We start from the raw sequence: 19,248 nt of genomic DNA, 5'->3' as shown, positions 1-19,248 counted from the left end.
GTGTGATGCTCTACACCCCGTACGACGGCCTCAAAAAACACCACAGTCAGCAATCCCTGAAGGTGCAACTCGAACGACGCCTCAACGACGCCGATGAGCAGGAGCCTCTTTTGGCATTTCTGGCCGAGCCCCAACGCAAGCGTCTACTCGACGCCGGGCCCCTTTCGGTGAGCTTCAGCGTTATCGACGGGGATATATTCGAAGAGCAGCGCGCAAGCCTCGAGCAAGGCCAGGCATTGAACACCGAAGCTCTGTGCGCCGAACTGCAAGCCATCGCCACGCTCACGGACATGCTCGAAGCCATACTCGATAACGTGCTCAAGCCTCATTTCGGGAATTTGCGACAAACACATACACGTGTCAGTTTCCGTCCGCTTGCCAGTGACAGCGCCCGCCCCATGGAATTGACCGACAGGCACTGGCCCGAATCCATGAGCCTGAGTGAGGCCGTACTGGCGTATTACCGACATCAGCACTGGCCGGCGGGCCGGCAACCGGTGTTTTCCAATCCGGGCAGAAAACCGGCAATTGACGATCAGACCGTCTGGGAAGACGTCGTCAAGAACACTTCGGGACGGTTGCCGGTGCTGCTGTTTCGCGAACTGGAAGGTTTCTGGGACGCCCCCTCCGCCGTTGGCACCACCCGTCGTGTCTTCTTCGCTCGAGTGCTGGAAGACCAGGCACGCTGCGAATGGATGCTCAAGCGCGAAGCCGGGATCCTCGATCGCGAGCAGTTCAACACCGTGCATCAACTGATACGCCCGGTTTCGTCCGCCGCCCGTTTTCCTGTGGTGGAGAGCGTACGGCTGTGGGAACACGCCGCCAATTACGTGGAACTGGCGGGTTCGCTGATGATCAGCGAACCTCACGCGTTTCTTTATACGCCCGCCCAGGGCCTGCAATTGCTCGAGGACTACGAAGATCTCAAGCAGACGCTGCAGGACAAATTTCTCGCCAGGGGTCACGAAGACGAGCTCTTCGGATTGTTGAACCTGGATGAGCAAAATCGCTTTCTCGGTTTCGATCAACCCAAGGTATCGGGAGAACGGATCGTCGGGGAAATCTTCAAAATCCTGTTCGAGTCGATCATCACCAAGCAACGACAGAACATCGAATATGCGTTGCAGGTGTTTCGACACAGCGACGGTGCCGTGAACCTTCACGCGCTGTTCGACAAAAGTCTGGATATCCGCTCGATGATCCATGAACGGTTGTTGCAGCGGGACACGAGGGGACGCTGGAGCACACACCCGGTGATCGCCGGCGACCGGCAACCCTCTGCTGTGCTCACGGAGAAGGCCCTTGCGGCGGTGAAGACCTTCCGTTCGGTTGAGGGTCCCCTGGTCAACCGGCTTGCCAGTCAACCCATGAAGAATCGGGCCATCCAGCGTTACTGGCTGGAAACCATGAAGCCGGATCTGGCACACGCCTGGTTTGTCGGCATTAACGGTGAGGCCAGGCTCCGCCGATTGAATGCAACTCTGCCGGCCTGGGCTGAAGCGATCGTCAATACTGTGATCAGCGCCGACCGCCCCACCCGCACGCAGCGCGAGGCGCTCAACGGTTTCCGCCCGGATGCCTATTCGCTCACACTCGAAAGTCCCGGTGAACGCCATCTGGTGCGCCTGGCACATTGCATCCTGTTAACCGAACGTGGAGGCCTCGACGAACAACACTCGGGGTTTGCAGTGCTATGGACGCCTTCACAGGGGCTGGAGGTTTTCGACAGCGTGGCCAGTGTCCGCAGGCAGTTGAACCGGCGACTCCTCGACGGTACACAACGCCTTGCTTTGCTGGAAAACATCCTTGCATCACAGTTCCAGACCCATCAGCGATATACCCTGGGACCGCTGCTTTTCATTGGCGGCAACGTGCTGCTTGATCGCATGGAGTCGAGCATCGAGCATTACCTGGATCGATGCGAACAGGTGCGCTCACGGATCACGGACCAGACCCGCCTGGAAAGGGCTCTGGAACAACTGCGCGGGACGACGATCAACACCAACCTGCCTCTGGCAGCCAGCCATGCGCAAGCCATCGCCACCGCACAGACATTGCCCGCCTGGCTGGGAATGGCGCCGGTAATGGAACAGAAAAGGCACGTTGAATTGCTGGAACAGTGGTACCAGGGCGTTTCGAACGATCAGGATTACCTGACGGGCGTGCCGACTTTGGTCAGCCACGTAGAACAGACGCTCGCGACCTTGCTCGGCCAGCGCTTTGCGGGGCATCGGCTCGATCCGCGAGAAATGGAAATCACCCCTCACCTGGCGTTGGCCGGCCCCCCGCAGACGCTGGTGGAATTCGCCCTGAACCACATCAACGTCGCCCAGGGAACGGGCTTTCGGGTGTCATCGAAAAACCGGCAGACGATGCCGGCCGGGCTGGATCAGGGAGCGGTGACGCAATTGCTGCTTTCACTGGCGATACCGACAAGCTTCAGCGCAAAAGTGGCCGGTTCACTGTCGATCGACACGGCCGAAGGTCGTGAGCGCAAGCAGCGCTTTTTCCGTCAGCTGCCCTGGCAACTGATGCAACAGGCCCATGCCCTGAAACTGCAGCAACGGCTGTGTGACACCGCCTTCGATTACGTACGTCAGGTGCTGGACATGCCCGACGGTATTGCCCGGGCCGCCGCAGAGGTGCCGGCCATTGCCTGCCCGCTTTCGCTGATCAAGACCGAAGGCACGCCAGCGGTCATCGTTCCCGGAATGCATGTGTTCACGGCCGGCGGCGAAAACAGAGAGCCACTGGTGCTCTACGCCCCCTATGACGAACAGGTCTTTCACGAATTCGATGACGAAAAATCGCTGATAGCGGCGTTGAACGTCCCCGGACATTTGCAGAACCTCTTGCTGCGCCGCCTGCCAGAAGCCGAGCGCGCGCTGTTTCGCAGCCTGCTGGAATCCACACTGGGGCAGACCAGTGAAATGAGCCTGGACTTGCGAGCAATCACCGGCAACCTGCTGGAGTACCTGTACACCGACAATCTCAAGTTGCTCACCCAACTGCTGGGGACCCAGAAACAGAGCGAAGCGCAGACTGACTGGGAGACAGCAAAAGTTCTGCTCAGCGATGAAATCAAACAGGTTCCCGGTTTGCTGCCGGGCAAGCTTGCCGTCATCCCTTTTCTCTGGAAAGCGTACGACGAGTTCAAGGACTCGGCCGAAGCACTGCAGGATCATCACTGGAAACGCGCGCTGCGGTCTTTTATCGGGGGGGCGGCGCAAATGGTGATGATGGGGCTTTTGCCGCAGATGTCGGCCGAGACCTCCATCGCCAGTGATGCCGTCGAGCAGCAAAGCACAGACGCAGCCGAAACCATGGCGAAAAACATGGAAGAAACGACCACGCCGGATAGGGCCGACATCGAACCCACTTCGCCTCGACGCACGCAGCTGGGTCCTTTCGAGGCGAGGGAGGTGGCGCTGGAGGATCTCGTCTTCAGCCCCAGGCTGAACACCTACCGGGATGTGTCGAACAACCGCCATTACGCCGTGATTGAAGGCAAGGTCTACCCGGTCGTTCAGAAGGGTGAAGCCTGGCAACTGCGCAGCCCGGATCAATCCGGCCCGATGATTCAGATCAGCGAATCACGCCAGGTCATCATTTCACCTGGTCAGACCGTTCACTACGGCCAGGCCATCAGGAAACTCGCCGAACGCACGACCATTACCCGATTGCGCCGCAATATGTTGAACATCGAAGCCCACGGGATGAATGAGATTCGCCTCAAATACCCGCAAAAAGCCCAGGAGTTGGTGCATGCAATCGACCTCGCCCGGCGCTATGCCTTTTATTGCCTGCATAATCTGGTTCCGCTCACCAGGGGTATAGCCAACCCCCGGGTCAGCCTTTTTCTCGAAGGCTTTTTTGATGTGCCGAAGATTACCGGCGAAATGCTCAAAAAAATCGGCACCGCCATCATCCCCATCTGCAAAGCCCTGGTGGACCCCGCTGATGAGTTGTTGGAAACAGAGCGCTTCGTCGTCGGTTCCAACAAGTATCTGCCCGATGTGATTGCGTTTGTCCTGGATGGCGACCAGAAGCGATTGGTGCACTTCACCGAACACTTTTTCGACCAGCAATTGGACGCATTCAAACCTTTTATGCAGGTGCCATTCGATGTCGACGGGCATGCCCAGGCATCCACCTTGATTCACGAGTTTTCCCATCAATTCAGCAAGACGATGGATATCGCAACATTGCGTGCACGTGAGCCGTTCTGCGACCTGATATCGACCCTCACTCCGGATGGCTTGAGGTTGTACGAGGATCTGGAGTTCGATCAGAGCTCAGCCTTGTCACTGAGTACGCCACGAGAGCAACTGTTTGCCGAATGGAACACCACCCTCAAAACCTGGATGGGGATCGACAAGATTGCGGACATGCAACTGATCTACGATGAAGTCCTGCAACTGACCGGCGCCAAAAACCTTCCTGAAGCGCGCAACGCCTTCCTTGATCGACAAAATCCCGACGTTCGCATCAAGGTGATCCTGCGCAATGCCGACTCCGTCACCCGGCTGATCTGCGAAATCGGGCGGCAACTCGACCCCATGCAATCGCCCTGAAACAGACGAAAAAAATGCGCAGGTGCAACACCTGCGCATTTAGTGCCTTTGGGAGCCGAATCAGTCCTTCTGATCCCGCAGCACATTGCCCGAAGCCCCATCGATACGGAATTCGTACACAACGCCATCGGCCTTGCGCCCTTCCCCTTTCCAATAACCGTCGTTGTCGGCCTCGATTTCGTAGACTTCGACATAACCGGCCTTGGTTTTCACGATCTCGATGGCTTTTTCAATGGTGATCCATCCAGCGCCCGGGCGGTCGGCCAGGGCTGCTCCGGCGCTCAGAAGACTGGCAGTCGCGACGCAAGCGGCGAGGGTTCGTTTGATCATTTTTCACTCCATTTGTGGATACTGTTCACGGGCAAGTCCTGGTTTTTTGGGGCGCCTGCGCGCAAAAAAGTTCCACGTTTTGATGGGTAAATGCCATGACGATGTTCTCGGCACCTTCCCCTGAAGGTTAGAATGCGCGAAATCAGGATGAGTCAATGACCCAGAACACCCTCTCGGAAGCCGAATACGATGCGATCACCGATGCCGCCGCGCATTGGTGCATGCGTCTGCATGCCGTCGACTGCACTGCTGAAGAGCGCCAGGCGTTCGAACAATGGCGTGATGCGCACCCGCTTCACGCGTTCGAGTATGAGGCGATGCTGGAAATCTGGGAGGTGGCTGAGCACTTGCCGCGCCCGGAACCCGCACCGGTCGTGCCGATTCGCCAACCCGCCAGCTCATGGCGCCGGTACGCAGTGGCGGCTTCGGTCTGTGCCCTAGCATTGCCGCTGGCCGCCTGGGCCGGATGGAACCTCGGCTGGCTCCCCAACAGCTATCAGCATTTTGCAGCGACCGACAATGTCCGCCATGTCACCCTGGGCGATGGCAGTCAGGTCGAGCTGAACCTCAACACCGAGCTGACCTACAGCAATTACAAGGACGAGCGTCGCGTCACGCTGAAAAAGGGCGAGGCGTTCTTCGAAGTCAGCCATGACCTTGGCCACCCCTTCATCGTCAGGGCGGCCGAAGGCAGGATTCGCGTCACCGGCACCCGCTTCAACGTCTGGATGTATGAGGATCAGGTCAAGGTGAACCTGATTGAGGGCTCCGTGCTGGTCACCAGCAACGCCCGCCTGAGCGGCGACGGCTTGCGCCTGGGCCCCTCGATGCAGGCTCGCTACAAGCACGGCGACGACATGCCGCAAATCAGTCAGACCTACGCCAACGACAATTCGCTGGCCTGGCGCAGCGGCAGACTGGTGCTCGACAACCTGTCGCTGAACGAAGCGTTGCCGCAGATCAATCGCTATCTGGACAAACCCCTGATGCTCGCCGACAACTCGACCGGCTCGATCCGGGTCGGCGGGATCTACAACATCAAGGAACTGAACAGCTTCGCCAGTACCCTGCCCAAAGTCTTGCCGGTCTTCCTGACCCGCAACAAGGACGGCAACCCGGTCATCAATCCGATGCCGCAACAGCCGCCAAAAAACTGAAGGCCGTTCCCGTGAGGGAGCGGCCTTCTGCTTTGGCGGTTGTAGACGGGTTGAACAGCTGATTACTGCGCCGCCACTTTCCCCGTTTTTTCCAGATCATCGCGTACGGTCTGCACCTGATACTGCGGATCGGCCTTGATCTGCTGCTCGGTGAATGGCAAAACGCTCCACTGTTTTTTCGAGAAGGCCTCGGTCTGGTCACGAGAATATTTCGACGCCGGATCGCTGGACAGCGAGAACGCCAGCAGGCCCTGGGCATGCGGCCCTTTGTCATCGAACGTCACGACTTGCAGGTAACTGGTGCCGCTGACCACTTCGAGCCTGCCATCTTCACGGGGCACGCTCTGAATGGCGTTGTAAATGCCCAACGTTCCGGGGCCACCGTGGATCGGCGTTTGCTGACCGCCACTGCTGACCACCTGCACATCGCCCCAACGGGTTTTCTTGGTCAGGCCCATTTTGGCGGCCGTCGCGGCCGACGCCAGCATTGCCTCGCGCAATGCCTTGGCCACTTCCGGCTTTTCAATAGCCAGCCCGCGCGGTGTGTGTTGCGCATCCTTCGGATCGAATGCCACGCGCCAGGCCTGCGGCGATTGCTGCATCGCTTGCATGATGCTCTGGAAATACACCAGGCCAACGCCCGACTCCAGATTCGCCCGGCCGTCCCACGCTTTCAGGCTGCTGCACACTGATTTCAACGCGGCTTCAGACTGGGAAGCGCAGAACTTCAACAGATCCGGTACTACCTGAGTCGCGAGAAACACCTGATCGTCCATCACCATGTGTTGCAGGTCCTGCACCGACACCGGCCCTTTTTTGCTCAGGGTCGCCAGACGATCGAGCGCAAAGCGCGAACGCAGGCCCAGTGGCAGCCCGTCCTGGCTGATCAGTGGCGAGTAACCAGTCAACGGTTGCGCCGGATTGGCCAGCCAGGCCGAGTCGTTGGAGTGCTGGACGAAGTCCTTGCGCAACAGCTGTGGCAACTGGCTGGAGGCGTAAATGCCCTTCTGTGCGGCTTGCGGGTCGATGTCCCAGGCGCAAGCGCTGTTGGAACCGTCGAGCACGATCATTTTCAGACCGGCGCGCGGGTCGCTGCACTTGGCCAGTTTGTCGGTACTGACGTTTGGTACCACCGACAGGTTCATGTACAGCGTCTGGCCTTTGTCATCCACCGCCAGGGTGTTGACCCACGGGATGCCCTGGATCGTGTGCACCGAATCCTGCAGATCCTTGAGATTGCCGGCGCGATTCATGGCGTACCACTGCGTCAGCACCCGGTCGTTGTCCAGGTTCGCATCGCGCAGGCTATAGGCGTACTGGTTGTCCCAGTCGAGCTTGCCGGGCCACTGCACGATCGGGCCGAACTGTGAGCTGTAGACGTCACGGGAAACCGGCACGACCTGGCCGTCCGCCTGTTTGACCTGCGCCGTGACGGTCTGTTTGCTCAGCGGCAACGACTGGCCGTCGAGCAGGTAACGGGTCGGATCCTTCGGATCGAGTTGCAGGCGATACAGGGTGAAATGCTTGGACGAGTCGACGGTGTGGGTCCAGGCCAAGTGCTGGTTGAAACCGATGTTGATCATCGGCAGACCCGGCAGCGCCGCGCCCATCACATCGAGCTTGCCCGGAATGGTCAGGTGCATCTGATAGAAGCGCATGCCGCCGATCCACGGGAAATGCGGGTTGGCCAGCAACATGCCGCGGCCATTGAACGAGCGCTCGCTACCCACCGCCACCGCGTTGCTGCCGCGGTCCAGCGCGAAGCGTTGCTGGCGCGTTTCAGCCAGTTGGTAAGCCCGGACATCGTTTCCAATCTGCGCAGTGGCCTGCGGGGGTGTAGCACCTGCCAAGGCTTCGGCGAACTGACCGACACCGCCCTCGACCAGCAGGCGACGGGTCAACTTCACCAGGTCTTCGGCGGCGATATCGCGCACCCACTCACCCTGGCACTGTTGCGGCAGCCCCTGCTGGCGACGCTCGGCCAGGTAACGGTTGTAGCCGGCGGCATAACCTTCCACCAGATCACGGACTGCGACCGGCTGCGCCTGCCAGAACGCATTCACCGCTTGCGGGGTGTTGAGCCACTGGAAGAACACATCGCTGATGCGGTTCTCGCGTTCTTCGACCGTCAATTGCTCCGGCCCGAAGTACCGCGACCGCTCGCCATTGACTGTCACGATTTCGTTGGCCAGCAGGCACAGGTTGTCCTGCGCATAGGCGTAACCGATGCCGAACCCGAGACCGCGTTCGTTTTCCGCGCGAATGTGCGGTACGCCAAAGCCTGTGCGACGGATATCCGCGCCGGTCTGAACGGACGGGCTGAACGCCTGCGCCGACAGACTCAGCCCGAGAAACAGGCCGGCAAGGGTCAGTCCGGTGAATTGCCTGGAAATAGTCACGCTCGCTCCTGATCGAAAAATCGAAGAGCGAACCGCCCGCCATCGTGAATACATCGGGCCCGGCTCGCTCTGAAATCACCCACGCGTCACGCGCAATGAGCCTGTCCAGAAAACGAAGCCGCGGGAAAAAAATTTAGTCGGTCACACACCCGTTTCGTGCCGCAATCACGGGGAAAAGACGAAACGACGACAAATTTTCTACATTTTTCGCTTCATGATTTGTCGAGCTGAAACGTCTTGTTTAGAGAGAGCACGAAAAACCTTTCCTGATCAGGCTCTGAAAGGAGAAATCGCATGTACCACCCACCCCTACCATCGGAAGGTAGCCAGACCCCACAAGGAGCGCCCATGGGTTCGCACGCCGACGTATTCGGGCAACGGGTCGAGCGTCATGGCAACGAACGCATCCGTTTGCTGCTCAAGAGTTTCGGCCTGCGCACCAGCCTGATTCGCCTCAAAGTCATCGACACCCTGCTGGTCGCCGCCGAGGAAGACCGTCGCCTGGGTGTGCGTGGCGTGCATAGCCAACTGCTGGATCTGGACATTCCGTTGTCCTTCCTCAGCGTTCGTGAAGTGCTCAAGCGTCTGTGTGCCGAAGGCGTGATCACATTCAACGACGACAAGAGCTACAGCCTCCATCCCCAGGCTGCCGCGGTGCTCAACAACGATTGAAGCACCCGGCAGAGGCCGTCAGGGCTTGACCTTGCGGCGCATCACGCCGTTGATCACCACGACTACCACCGCCACACCGATGGCGATGTACTGGAACGTTTGCTCGCTGAGCTTGCCGGCGTTTTGCAGCCAGGACAGGCCGAGCATGATCAGCAGTACGGCGACGGCGATCAGAATCGAATATATCAAGCGTTGCTTATGGGTCATTACAGGTTCCTGAACCGTTGGAATGTATCGGGTTTGTATCGGCGTTGATGCCATGCACATACCGTTTGACGGGGATGCGCCGCTGTAAACGGGGTCTCATGTTACAGCCGATGAAGAGCTTTGGCTTCAAACGGCGTTAACCATGAGGATCCTTGAAATGCTACGTCGAATCACCTGGCTGATTCCTGTCCTTGCACTGCTGACGCTGAGCGGCTGCATCATCTTCCCCCACGGCGGCTGGCATGGCGATCATCGCCACTATGCGCCGGCAGGCCCGGGCTACTACTACCATCGTTAAGCCATTTCCCTGAGCGACAGGGCGACAGACGACCGCTCAAATACAACAATGTATGTAAGACGAATCAAAATGCCCACGCAAATGTGGGCATTTTTTGTAGGACTTTATTCTCCTTAAGGTAAGGCAATTCCAACGCGCTTGTAGAAGTTCTGCCATTCGCAACATCATGCAAAGCCAGGTCACGGATGGACATACCAATGGCGTAGGAACAATCACTCCCCGTCCCTACCCTTTGCGCTCCTTCTCCACTGCCGTGGTTGCGCATGCAAAGAACTCTCATCAACCTCCCGCCACTCCGGGCGCTGGGTTTCTGTCTGGCCATTACACTGTTCGAATGGTTGACCTATATGGCCAGCGACATGGTCATGCCGGCCATGCTGAACGTCACTCAGGATCTTGGAGCCGATACCGCTCATATCCCCAACGCATTCAATCTCTATCTGATCGGCGGGGTCTGCCTGCAATGGCTGATCGGCCCGTTGTCCGACCGGTTCGGCCGACGCCCGCTGTTATTGGCCGGTTGTGCGCTGTTCGGTGCAACCTGCGCGGCCACCGTCGCCACGCCCGGCATCGAAGTGTTCAACGCCCTGCGACTGTTGCAAGGCATGGGCCTGGGATTTGTCGTGGCGGTCAGCTACCCCGCGTTACAGGAAGTCTTCTGCGAGGCGGATGCGGTGCGACTGATGGCATTGCTGGGTAATGTCGCACTGCTTTCGCCCCTGCTCGGTCCACTGCTCGGCAGCCTGCTGCTGGAATGGCTGAGCTGGCGCGAGCTGTTCCTCGGTCTGGGCCTGATCGCAACACTGACCTGGATCGGACTGTATGCCTGCATGCCGGAGACGATCGGCGTAGTCCGCCACGACGGCGGCCAACAAGCGCCGATCCCATTCTCGCTCGGCCAGCTGAGCAGCCGTTATCTCGCACTGCTGCGCAATCACCGGTTCGTCGGCATCTGCCTGGCTCTCGGGCTGATGAGCCTGCCGCTGATAGCCTGGATCGGACTGGCGCCGCTGCTGCTCGTCCAGTTGCTCGGCCTGACCACACGGGAATATGCGCTGTGGCAGATTCCCGTGTTCTCGGCGGTCATTGTCGGCAATCTGATCCTTGATCGATTGCTGGCTTCGCGGGATCTGCCGCAATTGATTCGTCTGGCGCTCTGGCCATTCTGCCTGGGTTTGCTGACCTTGATCGCCGCGGCACTGACCAGCCTTTCCCTTGCCGGATTGATGACCGGCCTTGCGCTGTATGCCGTGGGACTGGGCATGAGCAACGCCGCGCTGTACCGCCTGGCACTGTTTTCCAGCGATGACAGCAAAGGCCTGGTTTCTGCCTCGATCGGCATGATTTCGATTGCGGTGATGGGTGTCGGCGGTTCATTGATTGCCGCCATCGGCGGCGGTACCCGCCTCGAATCCTTCGCCATTTGGGCGGCGCTGGGCGGCCTGCTCAGCCTGCCTCTGCTGTACCGGTTTCTGCCAAACGTCCCGACAGACTCCGCTTCTTCAACATAACGCCAAGGACGCATGATGAACCCTTTCCCCTACAGCGACGCGCTCTGCGCGTTGACGCAACCCTATTGCCCGGATTCCGTGCCGGACGGGCTGTTTAACCAGGCCATGGCCGAGATCAGCCGGTTTCATAGCCAGCACACCCCCGGCTACGAACACTGGCTGAACGCCAATGGCTTGATCGTGGACGACCTGGAGCACCTTGATGACTGGTCTCGGCTTGCGCCCATTTTTGCCAGTTTCTTCAAGCGACAGCCCTTGCTCAGTGCCACCGGAGTGGACGCACTGGAACTCACGTCTTCCGGGACCAGTGGCGAGAAAAGCCGCATGCGTTATGACCAGCGCAGTCTGGGCGCGGCCCAGAACATGGTCGGGCAGATCTTCCGGCACTATGACTGGGACACCCCGCACACCCCATGCAATTACCTGCTGCTGAGCTATGAACCCGAAGGCAGTATCAGCCTGGGCACATCGTTTACCGATCAGTTTCTGTGCCGGTTTGCGCCCGTCAATCGCGTGGCCTACGCACTGCGCCGCACAGGCGGCGGACATGAATTCGACGGCTTCGGCGTGATTGCCGCCTTGCAATCCTTCGCCGAAGAAGGCTTGCCGGTGCGCATCTTCGGCTTCCCGGCCTTTCTCTGGCAGACCCTGCAACGCATGCAGGCCACCGGGGTGGCGAACCTGCAACTGGCAGAAGGCTCGCTGACGCTGTTTGGCGGCGGCTGGAAAACCCAAATGGCACACGAAATTCCCCGTCAGCAACTGTATGAACGCATTCATCGCCAATTGGGCATCGAGATATCTCGCTGTCGTGACGGTTATGGCGCCGTCGAGCATGCGGTGCCGTATCTCGAGTGTGCTCACCATCATTTCCATGTACCGGTCTATTCGAAGGTTTTCGTGCGTCATCCCTCCGATTTTTCAGTTCAGCCCTATGGGCGTCAGGGCTTGCTGAGCTTTGTCTCGCCCTACATTTCATCAAGCCCGGCACACGCGGTGGTCATGAGCGATCTCGCCACCCTGCATCCTGGCGCCAGTTGCGGCTGTGGTCTATCCACCGACTGGTTCGAACTGCATGGCCGTGCGGCCACCACGGCCGGCCGAAGCTGCGCGATGGCTGCCTCTGAATTATTGGGGACGCACTGATATGTACCTGATCAACGGAAAACTTCACGACGACTGCACCCTCGACGCCGCACTGCAAGAGCTGGACCTGGATTTGCCACAACGATTGGCCAAGGCGCTCGATACAGCGACCGTGCTTGGTGCAGCAGCCACTTTTGCCGAGCGTCTGCAAGACCCGGGCATGGCAATGCCCATCGGTCCCGAGCAACGCCAGACACTGATCGAGTTCTGCCAGCCGGATGCGTTGCGGCGCAAGCTTGAGCGCGAACTCGGCGAGCAACCGGGCAGCCTGCGTCGCCTCGACTATCACCCGTCACGCTTTGAACGCTGGAGCCCGCTGGGACTTGTGGTTCACATCACCCCCGGCAATGCACCGTTGCTGGCCTTTTGCGCGGTGATCGAAGGCCTGCTGGCCGGCAACGTCAACTGGTTGCGTCCCAGCAGCAGCGATCAGGGGATGACGGCCCAATTGCTTCATGGACTGGCACAGTGTGATGCGACCGGTCAGATTGCCGGACATGTCGCCGTCATTCCGGCAGGCACCGCACAGATGGGTCAATTGTGCCGACGGGCCAACGGCGTCTCCGCGTGGGGCGGTGAATCCGCGCTGCAAGCGATCCGCCAGCAACTGGCGCCCGGCTGCCGCTGGATCGACTGGGGCCATCGCATCAGCTTCATCTACCTGACGCCGGCAGCGGTCACGCCAGAAGCGCTGGACGCCGTGGCCGATGAAGTCTGCCGTCTGAACCAGCAGGCCTGTTCCAGTCCGCAATGGCTGCTGGTGGACAGCAACGACGAAAACATCCTGCGCGCCATCGGCGATGACCTGGCCGAGGCGTTCGAGCGTCGATCCCGACACTGGCCGGTCCTGCTGCCTTCGATTCAGGAGGCCTCGGAAATCACCACCCGCACGGCGATGGCGCGACTGGCCCAGAGCTTCTCCGAGGTCGACGGCCAGGTCTGGCAGACACCGGACTGGCGCGTCATCTGGACCCACAACCAGCAACTTGCGCCCTCGCCGCTGTTTCGCAGCCTGTTGCTCAAGCCACTGCCACGGGCGCAGGTCAGCGAGCAGCTGTTGCCCTGGCGCAACGTACTGCAAAGCGCCGGGCTGATGTGTACAGAACACGAAATGGCTGAGCTGGCTCAAACACTGATCGCTGCGGGTGTCACGAGGATCACTCCGGTGCAAGCGATTCACGACGGCTACGAAGGCGAACCCCACGACGGCGTGTATGCGTTGCAGCGCCTGAGCCGTCGCGTATCGGTAAGCCTGCCGGCCACGGCGCTGGCAACCCGTGCCACGCTCGATCCTCTGCCGACACCACCCTCGGTGGCCAATCTGCCGATCATGAGCAAAGACGCCTTTGTCACCCGCCCCATCCACCCGGCGGCGCGGTTGTATTTCCGCTCCGGCGGCAGCAGCGGCGCCCCGGCGTTGGCCGGTTACAGCTACCGCGATTTTGATCGACAGATGCGCGCCAGCGCCGACGGACTGTTCGCAGCGGGCCTTGATCCGAAACGCGACCGGGTAATGAATCTGTTCTTCAGCGGCGGGCTGTACGGCGGTTTCTTCAGTTTTTCCAAAGTACTGGAGATGCTGGGGGCCACGCACCTGCCGATGGGCGCGCCGGCCGATGACGATTACAGCGAGATCGCCCGGTTGATCATCGATCAGCGTGTCACCGTGCTGGTCGGCATGCCCAGCACGCTGCATCGTTTGTTCCTCAACGAGCAGGCACGGCTGAGTGCCTATGGCGGGATCGAAAAGGTCTTCCTCGGTGGCGAACACCCCGGCAAGCAAAGCCTCGCACTGATGCGTAGCTGCGGCGTCAGGCTGATCCGCTCGGCCATTTACGGCAGTGTCGACGCCGGACCGCTCGGCCATGCCTGCCCCGCCACCGGCGATGGCGTGTTTCATCTGATGAGCGATATCCAGCATCTGGAGATCGTCGAATTCGAGGCTGATCGACCGGTGACCGACGGCGAAACCGGGCGTCTGGTGTTCACCTCCATCGAGCGCGAAGGACAGGACATTCAGCGCTACGACGTCGGTGACAGCGGTCGCTGGATTCCCGGTGTGTGTGAGTGCGGGCTGCCCACGCCACGTTTCGAGCTGCTGCAACGTCATGGCAGGCTGATGCGCATCGGCACGGATTTTATCTGCCTGTCGCAATTGGCAGAGCATCTGCAGACCGAATTTCAGTTGATTCTCGAACATGCCCCGGACGGCCTGGAGCGCATGCGCTTTCGCTGCCCACGGCAACCTGATGATGTACAGCGTCGCCTGCTGGACTATCCGACCTTGGCCACGCTCATCCAGACAGGGCTGCTTAGCGTGGAAGTGGAGGTCTGCGGCAGCGACCGGTTCACCCGCAACAAGCACAGCGGCAAGACGCCTCTGCTGATCGACAACCGGGGCATTGGCCCCAGCGCAGACAGGCAAGGAGCGGAACATGAACACACGGTTTGAACTGCAAGAGCTGGTCACGTTTGCACGACAGCATTCCGGTTTTTATGCGCGTCACTTCGCCGAACTTCCCCAGCCGATCACATCACTGGAACAACTGCCGGTGATCGACCCCGTGGAATACTGGAAAGGCAGTCATGACCTCGACCAGTGGCCTGTACTGACGGCACCGCTGAATGACGCACTGGTTTTCAAGACCGGAGGCACCACCAGCGCCGGCAAGTTTTCACTGTTCCGGCGTGAGGAATGGCGGACGCTGGTAACGGACTTCGGCCGCAGTCTCGGCGCCCGGTTGAGCGCCGGAGACCGGGTCGCCAACCTGTTTTTTGTCGGTGATCTGTATGCCAGCTTCATCTTCACCCACGACGCGCTGGCACATGTGCAAACCGAGGTCGTCGAGTTTCCCTTCACCGGCCATGTCGACTCGAACATCCTGGCCGATGCGATTGCCCGGCACCGGATCAACGTGCTGGCGGGTCTGCCGGCACATCTGCTGAGTTTCGCGGCGTGGCTTGAGCAACATGACCGGGTCCTGGCAGGCGTCACCGCCCTGCTCTACGCCGGTGAAAGCCTGTTTGACGCCCAGTTGCAACGGCTGGCGCGGGTTTTCCCCAGCGCCGGCGTAGCCTCGATCGGATACGCCAGCGTGGACGCCGGATTCATCGGTAGCAGTCATCGTGACTGCGCCATCGGCGAACATCGGGTTCCCGAATGTCACGCAGTGCTGGAAATTCTCGACGAGCAGACCGGTGAACCGATCGAAGAATGCGGTCGTGTCGGACGCCTGGTGATGACCAACCTCACGCGCCGGTTGATGCCGTTGATCCGCTACCCCGTCGGTGATCGCGCGTGCTGGCGAGAGTCGTCCGGCGCGCCCCGGCGCAAGTTCGCGCTGATGGGCCGCTGCGCCGACAGCCAAAGAGTGCGCGTGGGCATTCTGACTCTGCTGCCGCAATCGATCGGCGAAACCGTGCGGCGCGTTACCGGCAGCGACGATTGGCAACTGCTGATCGAACAGGACGGCGCCATGGATATCCTCAGCCTGCACTGGGCACCGGACGCCCTGTCACCGGCAAACGCTGAAGCCGAACAGACGCTGCACAGAGCCTTGATCGAAGACTATCCGTTGATCGAACAACTGAGCGCCGATCGCCTGATGGCGTTGCGGATTCGCTGCTGTACGGTTCAAGAACTGGTATGCCATCCACGCTCCGGCAAACGGCAGCGCGTGCTGGACCGGCGCATCTATAACGGCTCCGGCCAGGAGCGTTGCTGATGGAAACGATCACCCTGCGCGGATATCGCACCAGTGACGCCCAGGCGGTCAGTCGCCTGTTCAGAACTATCTATGGTGACCACTACGCCCAGCCGCATGTTTACCTGCCCCGCATGATCAGCCAGAACCATGCCGACGGCCGCTGGCACTCATTGGTGGCGGTGGCGAACGATCAGGTGGCGGGCCACGCCACGTTGATTCTCGACAAGCAATCATCCATCGCCGAACTGGCGCTGAGCGTGGTGGATCCTCAGAACCGTGGCCAGAACATTGCAACGCAACTGAGCCGGCGCTTGCTGACGCATGCGCAGGCGCTTGGCTATCGGGGTGTCACGATCAAGCAAGTGACCCATCACCCCTATTCGCAAAAAATGGCCGCCCGCCTTGGTTTTCAAAATACCGGCTTGTTGCCCGATCACGCACCGTCACCCTTTGGCGGCGTGCTGACCGAATCGCTCGTGCTGGGTTACGTCCCTGTCGACGGCTTTCAGCGGCCACTGCCGGCCTTGACCTGGCCAGACGAATGCCGTGAGTTCATGCAGCAGTTGTGCGACGTGTTCGGAACGCAATTGAACGTGGCGCCGTGGATCGGCGCTCCAGCGCAGCTGGAACAGCGCTGGGGGCGATATGACGGGGTTTTCAGCGAAGTGGATGAGAGCTTGCTCAAACAGCTGCAGCAACTGCCCACCCATTGGCTGATATCGATCCGGCTCAGGCTGGCCCAGGGTTTCGACACTGCCTGGCGCCGGTTATCAACGACGGGTTTCGTGTTCAGCGGACTGGCGCCCGATGACAAAGGTGAGGGATGGCTGGCGTTGTTTCATAGAGGGTTCCAGCCAAAATCACTGACACTGCATTGTCCGCACATGCAGCGGCTGCATGACGACATGCAGCAACGGATCGCCCCGCTTGCGGATTTTCAGATTTGCGGCAACCGCCCATAAACGAAAAGGCCCGCTCCGTTACCGGTGCGGGCCTTCTGGTCACGCCTTGGCGCTGACGCCAGCGTCGGTCGGAGGCTTGCGCTCGCCGCCCTGCCCGTAGGTCTGCAGGTTCTGCAGTACATAAATGGCTTTCTTGTACTCGGGGATCAACGTATTGGCGTACTTGTTGCCCTTGAGATTGTTGGTCTGGATGGTATCCAGTTGCGTCGCGAAATACTCCAGCGCATTGAACTTGGCGTCCGGATCCTTCTGAATGCCGAAGCGATCAAACTTGTCGCCGGCGTTGAGCAGAGTAATGGACGTGACTTCGGAAATCAGGCCACGGCTGCGCAGCATTGCACTGAGGCTGCCCAATTGTTTGGCCGAAACATTGGTGGGATCGAAACCCTTGATGTTCTTGTGCAGCCCCTGCTTGTCCATCTCCGCGATGCTGATTGCGTTGGGGTCCTTGCCAACCTGGGCCAGCATCTGCTTGACCTTGACACTTTGAGAAACCGGTTTGCTCGAGCTTCCTGTGTCTCGAACCAGCAAACCCGCCTTGGGTTGCCAGGCACCGGTATAGCCGATAGTCATGAGCAAGCTCCTTGCGAGGAAAACATGAAAAATTCCTTGATGAACGACTTTTGAGTTGCCCGGAGTATCGGCCGGCAACCTGATGGCTCCAACTCATTTCTGCACCTTTTTACAATTTTTGTACATTCACGATACAAACCGATAACAGCTCCGGAAATACGGGACCAGAGCGTTCATGACAATGTGATGAAAGTGGGTTTATCGCTCTAATGTTCGGGACAGTTACTTCTCATGTATCAGGCCGGATACGTTCCACCGGTCGGGATTGTAGCTTTTAGGACGCAAGTACCTAAAGCTTCCCGAAGTCGCGACGATACGTTAGGAAACCCGCGCTGTTTTTTCCCTGCCCACAATAAGAATCCCTGCTCAAGGACCGGTTTCCATGCCCGCATTCCGCACCATTCAGGCTCGCTACACGCTGTTTCTGGTTCTGTTCATTCTGTTGTTGTCGGTGCTGACCGTGGTCGGCATCAGCCAGTTGGTCGCGCCCAAGCTGCGCCATACCGAAGAACAGGTGGTGCTCAACCGCATTGCTGAAGTGGCCGAACAGATTCAGGGCGAATTGAACAAGGTTCAGGCGCAACAGCGCAGCATCACCCAGACCATCCCGCTGCTCGACAGCGCAGCCATCGACACCGTATTGCCGGGGCTGGTGGATCAATACGGCGAGCTCAAAGTATTCGGCGGCGGCATCTGGCCGTTGCCCGGCCAGCGTGAGGCCGGACGCAACAAGTTCAGTACGTTCTGGCACCGCGACGCCTCCGGCAAGCTGGCGGTGAACACCTTCTGGAACAGCGACGCTGCGCCCAACTATTACGACCAGAGCTGGTACAAGGGCGGCATGCAGACCCCGCGCGGCCAATGCGCCTGGGCCGCTGCTTATAAAGATGATGCCAGCGCCGAGCCGCGCACCAACTGCGCCATGGCCATCCAGAAAAACGGCAGCGCCTGGGGCGTGTCGACCATCGACGTGACCCTGGGCTTCTTCAACGATCTGGTGGCGCGCAAGGAAAAAGACCTCAACGCCGAAATGCTGATCGTCGAGGCCGACGGCAAGATCATCAGCAACAGCTCGCGCATCAGCGGGCCGATTGTGCTGAAGAACATCAGTGAACTCGCCGGTGGCTCGACCTTCGCCAGCCAGGTCAAGGCCGGGCTGCAAAACCGCGATCAGGCGCAGCGCGTCGAGTTCGACAACCACGGTGAAGCCAGCACCTTCTTCATGCGCCCGATCGAAGGCACCCCGTGGTTCCTCGCCACCGCCCTGCCAACCAAAATGCTCACCGCCCAGCGTGACGATGTGCTCAGCAGCCTGAGCCTGTTGCAGATTCCGCTGGTGATCCTGCTGGTACTGTTGCAGGTCTACGCAATCCGCCAACTGGTTTCGCGCATGAAAGCGCTGAAAGCCAACATCGATTCGCTGTCCAGCGGCGATGCCGACCTGACCCGGCGCATCACCATTCGTGCTGAAGACGAACTCGGTGCCATCGGGCACTCGGTCAACACCTTTATCGCCTACCTGCAGAACATGATCGGCGAAGTGACCCAGGCCACCGGCGCGATGGCCTCGAGCCTCGACAGCCTGCAACGCACCTCGGCGCACACCAGCCAGATTCTGGCGCGCCACGCGTCGGAGACCGACCAGACCGTTACCGCGATCAACGAAATGAGTTCGACCGCCGAAAGCGTCGCGCAAAATGCTGCCGAAACCG

14 protein-coding genes and 1 pseudogene are annotated in these 19,248 nt (G+C 59.7%); 10 read left to right on the top strand and 5 right to left on the bottom strand.

From position 1 onward, the window contains the following. Nucleotides 1-143 precede the first annotated feature (143 nt). Entirely contained in the window at nt 144-749 is a 606-nt protein-coding gene (locus CAF77_RS29455) for a hypothetical protein (protein ID WP_256576108.1), read from the bottom strand. Here CAF77_RS29455 and CAF77_RS04245 point away from each other — a divergent pair. Continuing rightward, nucleotides 696-4,574 (top strand): dermonecrotic toxin domain-containing protein, encoded by a 3,879-nt coding sequence (locus CAF77_RS04245; RefSeq protein ID WP_256576106.1) that lies wholly within the window; start codon nt 696-698, stop codon nt 4,572-4,574. The genes CAF77_RS29455 and CAF77_RS04245 overlap by 54 nt on opposite strands. A gap of 60 nt (nt 4,575-4,634) precedes the next feature. On the opposite strand, the gene CAF77_RS04240 is transcribed toward CAF77_RS04245, so the two are convergent. Next, the gene (locus tag CAF77_RS04240) at nt 4,635-4,904 is read right to left on the bottom strand and encodes a PepSY domain-containing protein (protein ID WP_011333983.1); all 270 of its coding nucleotides are present in this window, start codon (nt 4,902-4,904) and stop codon (nt 4,635-4,637) included. Nucleotides 4,905-5,059: 155 nt separating this feature from the next. Here CAF77_RS04240 and CAF77_RS04235 point away from each other — a divergent pair, with 155 nt between their 5' ends. Continuing rightward, a complete protein-coding gene (locus CAF77_RS04235) occupies nt 5,060-6,061 on the top strand; it encodes a FecR family protein (protein ID WP_064381789.1) in 1,002 nt (333 codons plus the stop codon). Nucleotides 6,062-6,123: 62 nt separating this feature from the next. Here CAF77_RS04235 and CAF77_RS04230 read toward each other — a convergent pair whose 3' ends face one another. Beyond that, complete coding sequence (locus CAF77_RS04230; protein ID WP_064381790.1) at nt 6,124-8,460, bottom strand: acylase; 2,337 nt, start codon at nt 8,458-8,460, stop codon at nt 6,124-6,126. 294 nt (nt 8,461-8,754) lie between these two features. On the opposite strand from CAF77_RS04230, the gene CAF77_RS04225 reads away from it, so the two are divergent. Then, complete coding sequence (locus tag CAF77_RS04225) at nt 8,755-9,132, top strand: hypothetical protein (RefSeq protein ID WP_064381791.1); 378 nt, start codon at nt 8,755-8,757, stop codon at nt 9,130-9,132. 18 nt (nt 9,133-9,150) lie between these two features. Here CAF77_RS04225 and CAF77_RS04220 read toward each other — a convergent pair whose 3' ends face one another. Beyond that, complete coding sequence (locus CAF77_RS04220) at nt 9,151-9,339, bottom strand: hypothetical protein (RefSeq protein ID WP_007957552.1); 189 nt, start codon at nt 9,337-9,339, stop codon at nt 9,151-9,153. Between the two features lie 157 nt (nt 9,340-9,496). On the opposite strand from CAF77_RS04220, the gene CAF77_RS29280 reads away from it, so the two are divergent. The 6 genes from CAF77_RS29280 (at nt 9,497) to CAF77_RS04195 (ending at nt 16,963) form a co-directional block, all read left to right on the top strand. After that, a complete protein-coding gene (locus CAF77_RS29280) occupies nt 9,497-9,637 on the top strand; it encodes a hypothetical protein (RefSeq protein ID WP_170928916.1) in 141 nt (46 codons plus the stop codon). A gap of 263 nt (nt 9,638-9,900) precedes the next feature. Further along, nucleotides 9,901-11,148 (top strand): MdfA family multidrug efflux MFS transporter, encoded by a 1,248-nt coding sequence (locus CAF77_RS04215; protein ID WP_064381792.1) that lies wholly within the window; start codon nt 9,901-9,903, stop codon nt 11,146-11,148. A gap of 15 nt (nt 11,149-11,163) precedes the next feature. Beyond that, nucleotides 11,164-12,294 (top strand): acyl-protein synthase, encoded by a 1,131-nt coding sequence (locus CAF77_RS04210; RefSeq protein ID WP_064381793.1) that lies wholly within the window; start codon nt 11,164-11,166, stop codon nt 12,292-12,294. 1 nt (nt 12,295) lies between these two features. Next, nucleotides 12,296-14,746, top strand: coding sequence for an aldehyde dehydrogenase family protein (locus CAF77_RS04205; RefSeq protein WP_064381794.1), 2,451 nt, complete (start codon nt 12,296-12,298; stop codon nt 14,744-14,746). Further along, entirely contained in the window at nt 14,730-16,019 is a 1,290-nt protein-coding gene (locus tag CAF77_RS04200; protein WP_085654062.1) for a phenylacetate--CoA ligase family protein, read from the top strand. Before CAF77_RS04205 ends, CAF77_RS04200 begins: the two co-directional genes overlap by 17 nt. Then, complete coding sequence (locus CAF77_RS04195; RefSeq protein WP_064381795.1) at nt 16,019-16,963, top strand: GNAT family N-acetyltransferase; 945 nt, start codon at nt 16,019-16,021, stop codon at nt 16,961-16,963. The genes CAF77_RS04200 and CAF77_RS04195 overlap by 1 nt, the downstream gene beginning before the upstream one ends. A gap of 39 nt (nt 16,964-17,002) precedes the next feature. Here the strand turns inward: CAF77_RS04195 and CAF77_RS04190 are convergent, their stop codons facing one another. Beyond that, on the bottom strand, nt 17,003-17,536 hold the full coding sequence (locus CAF77_RS04190) for a hypothetical protein (RefSeq protein ID WP_064381796.1): 534 nt from the start codon (nt 17,534-17,536) through the stop codon (nt 17,003-17,005). Between the two features lie 382 nt (nt 17,537-17,918). On the opposite strand from CAF77_RS04190, the pseudogene CAF77_RS29650 reads away from it, so the two are divergent. Next, nucleotides 17,919-19,049, top strand: a pseudogene (locus tag CAF77_RS29650) (cache and HAMP domain-containing protein); the annotation flags it as partial. Nucleotides 19,050-19,248 lie beyond the last annotated feature (199 nt).

The sequence above is a fragment of the Pseudomonas sp. R15(2017) genome (assembly GCF_002112685.1).
Classification (GTDB): Bacteria; Pseudomonadota; Gammaproteobacteria; order Pseudomonadales; family Pseudomonadaceae; genus Aquipseudomonas; species Aquipseudomonas glycinae.
This window is presented reverse-complemented; position numbering and strand designations above follow the sequence as displayed.